This window comes from Streptomyces sp. WG5, assembly GCF_049974565.1.
Lineage (GTDB): Bacteria > Actinomycetota > Actinomycetes > Streptomycetales > Streptomycetaceae > Streptomyces.
The window spans coordinates 1-506 of record NZ_JBNGGC010000210.1 but is presented as its reverse complement, the minus strand read 5'-3'; the positions used below and the strand labels follow the sequence as shown (position 1 = coordinate 506).

Annotated in this window: 1 protein-coding gene; it reads right to left on the bottom strand. The window is 70.9% G+C overall.

The genetic code is table 11. The features are described 5' to 3' along the window. On the bottom strand, positions 1 to 506 hold a 506-nt coding region (locus tag ACP4IX_RS36670; protein WP_426559033.1), incomplete at both ends, for an acyltransferase domain-containing protein.

Sequence of the window (506 nt, the reverse complement as noted above, 5' to 3'; positions counted from 1 at the left end):
GCCAGTAGCGCTCGCGCTGGAAGGCGTAGGTGGGCAGGTCCACGCGGCGGGCGCCGGTCCCGGCGAAGAACCGGGCCCAGTCGACCGCCACACCGCGGGTGTGGGCGTGGGCGAGGGCGGTCACGGCGGTCTCCGGCTCGGGACGGCCCTTGCGCAGGACAGGGACGAAGGCGGCGCCTTCACCGGTCACGCAGTCCTGCGCCATCGCCGACAGCACACCGTCCGGGCCGAGTTCGACATACGTCGTGACACCCGCGGCCTCCAGCGCGCGGACACCGTCCAGGAAACGCACGGCCTCACGGACATGCCGCACCCAGAAGTTCGCCGACGTCGCCTCGTCCGTGACCAGAGCCCCGGTCAGGTTGGAGACCAGCGGAATGCGCGGGGCACTGTACGACAGGCCCTCGGCGACCTTCCGGAAATCCGCCAGCATGCCGTCCATGTGCGAGGAATGGAACGCGTGACTGACCGTCAACCGCGTCGACCTGCGCTCCGCGAACCGCTCC